This is a genomic window from Clostridium frigidicarnis (assembly GCF_900111985.1).
Classification (GTDB): domain Bacteria; phylum Bacillota; class Clostridia; order Clostridiales; family Clostridiaceae; genus Clostridium_Z; species Clostridium_Z frigidicarnis.
In genome coordinates this window covers 1-3,185 of record NZ_FOKI01000086.1, presented here as the reverse complement: position 1 = coordinate 3,185, position 3,185 = coordinate 1, and the positions used below count along the sequence as shown (strand labels likewise).

1 protein-coding gene is annotated in these 3,185 nt (G+C 28.2%); it reads left to right on the top strand.

Annotated features, from left to right (window positions below):
• Window positions 1-3,185, top strand: a 3,185-nt coding sequence (locus tag BM119_RS19295; RefSeq protein ID WP_143087363.1) for a non-ribosomal peptide synthetase, incomplete at both ends; no start/stop codon positions are given.

Below are 3,185 nucleotides of genomic sequence, written 5' to 3'. Positions count from 1 at the left end.
CTAAGTAAGTTTATTGAAAGTGCTAGGGAGAATGTTTATTCTAATATAGAAAAAATAGAAGAAAAAGAGTATTATGAAGCATCATCAGCACAAAAAAGATTATATACGCTACACAAATTTGAGGATGGAAATACAGCATATAATATGCCTAGAATCCTTGAATTAGAAGGAAAAATAGATAAAGAAAGATTAGAAAATGTATTTAATAGGTTAATAGCAAGACATGAAGTGTTAAGGACTTCATTTGAAATAATAGATGATCAAATAGTACAGAGGATACATGATAAAGTAGAGTTAAATATAGAATATATAGATAATATAGATTACAAGAATAGTGTGTGTACTAAAGAAGAAAATATAAAAATTTTAGTAGAAGAATTTGTAAAGCCATTTGATTTAAGTAAAGCACCTTTACTAAGAGTGTGTTTAGTAAGATTAGAAGAAACTAAGTATATTATGATGTTTGATATACATCATATAATATCGGATGGAACAACTATGGGAATAGCGACAAAAGAATTGGCAGAATTATATGCAGGAAAGGAATTAGAACCGTTAAGAATACAGTATAAAGATTATGCTGAATGGCAACAAGAATTATTAAGATCAGAAAGAATAAAAAACCAAAAAGATTACTGGATAGATAGGTTTAGTAATGATATACCAGTTCTTAATATGCCTTATGATTATGAAAGACCAGCAATTCAAAGTTTTGAGGGCGATTCTTTATCATTTATAGTGGATATGGAGACAACAAAAAAATTAAGAATGCTAGCAAAAGAAACAGGAAGCACTATATATATGGTGCTACTTTCAGCATATACTATATTCTTATCAAAATATAGTGGACAGAATGATATTATAATAGGTTCACCAATATCAGGAAGGCCACATGTTGATTTAGAGAATATAATGGGTATGTTTGTAAATACACTTGTTATGAGAAATTATCCAGAAGGTAGTAAATTATATGTAGACTTCTTAGTAGAAGTTAAAGAAAACTGCTTAAAGGCCTATGAAAACCAAGATTATCAATTTGAAGAATTAGTAGATGATTTAAAATTAAGAAGAGATATTAGTAGAAATGCACTATTTGATGCAATGTTTGTATTACTAAATATAGATATGCAGGAAATATCGATTGAAGATTTTACATTAAAAGCATATATAGCAGAAAGTAAAACAGCAAAATTTGATTTAAATTTGACGGCTATAGAAAAAGAGGAAAATATCTATTTTACTTTGGAATACAGCACAAATTTATTTGAAAAAGAAGCTATTAAAAAAATGATTTGTCACTTTAAAAGAATACTTGAAGTAATTTCTGATAATAAGATAATACAATTATCAGAAATAGATATGCTTGCAAAAGATGAAAAAGTCAAGTTGTTAAAAGAATTTAATGATACAGAAGCAGATTATCCAATAAATAAGACTATACAGGAATTATTTGAAGAACAAGTACAAAAAACACCCAATAACATAGCCATAACGTTTAAAGAAGAATATTTAACCTATAAAGAATTAAATGAGAAAGCTAATAAGCTTGCTAGGATTTTAAGAAACAGTGGGGTAAATAAAGAAAGTATAATAGGGATAATGTTAGACCGTTCTTTAGAAATGATAATAGGAGTAATGGCAGTAATTAAAGCGGGAGGAGCATGTCTACCAATAAATACAGAGTATCCACAGAAAAGAATAGATTATATGTTGGGAGACAGTAGAACTAATGTAATATTAACTGAAAGTAAGTATATTATTAATCCTAATAAGGATGCCGTAGTTGATGAGATAGCTATTGGAATTAAAGATGAAGATAGAATTATTATAAATATAAAGGATGAAAGTATTTATGAGGGGATTAGTAATGGAAATTTAGACGTAATTAATACTTCAGAAGATATGTTATATGTAATTTACACTTCAGGAACTACAGGAAATCCTAAGGGAGTAATGGTTGGGCAAAGAGTGTTAAATAATTTAATTTATCATGACTATTTAAAAACCAATATAGATTTCAGTAAAAAATTACTCCAATTTAGTAATATAAGTTTTGATGCATTTTTTCATGAAGTTTTAGTATCTTTATTAAAAGGTGGAGAATTATGCATTGCAGGAGAGGAAGAGAGAAAGGATATAGTAAAATTATTCAACTTCATAGATAAAAACCAAATAGCAACAGTAAATTTACCAGCAGCATTAGCAAAGTTTATATTTAGTGATAAAGATTATGCAGATAAGTTCCCTAAGAGTATTGATCATTTAATAACAACAGGGGAGCAATTAATAATTTCAGATTTACTAAAAGAGTATATAAAAGAAAATAAATTATATCTTCACAATCACTATGGACCATCAGAAACTCACGTTGCAACAACATATACTATAGATATTTTAAAAGATATTAAGAGTATACCATCTATAGGAAAACCTATAATTAACACTAAGGCTTATATACTTAATGAAAAATATAACCTTCAGCCTATCGGTGTTGTAGGAGAACTTTATTTATCTGGAGATTGCTTAGGTATAGGATATTTAAATAGACCAGAGTTAACAACAGAAAAATTTATACAAAATCCTTATGAACAAGGGAAGAAAATGTATAAAACAGGAGACTTAGCAAAATGGATGCCAGATGGAGCTATAGAATTCTTAGGAAGAATAGATAATCAGGTAAAGATAAGAGGCTTCAGGGTAGAACTTGGTGAAATAGAAGTTGAGTTAATGAAATATGAAGACATAAAAGATGCAGTGGTTATAGATAGAAAAGGTAGTAATGGTAGCAATTATTTATGTGCATATTTGATTTCGGACAAAGAACTTAAAATAAATAATATAAAAAACTATTTATCAAAAGAAATGCCAGAATATATGGTACCTTCATATTTTATGCAGATCGAGGAAATGCCATTAACAACAAATGAAAAAGTGGATAAAAGAGCTTTACCAGAACCAGAAGGCAGTATAAATACAGGAGTAGATTATGAAGTACCAAGAAATAAAGTGGAAGAAAAACTTGTGGAAATATGGAGTGAAGTATTAGGTATTAAAAAGATTGGTATAAATGATAGCTTCTTTGAACTTGGTGGACATTCACTAAAGGCTATGACACTTATTTCTAAAATTCATAAGGAAACCAATAAAGAAGTGCCATTAAAAGAACTATTTAAGTCACCAACAAT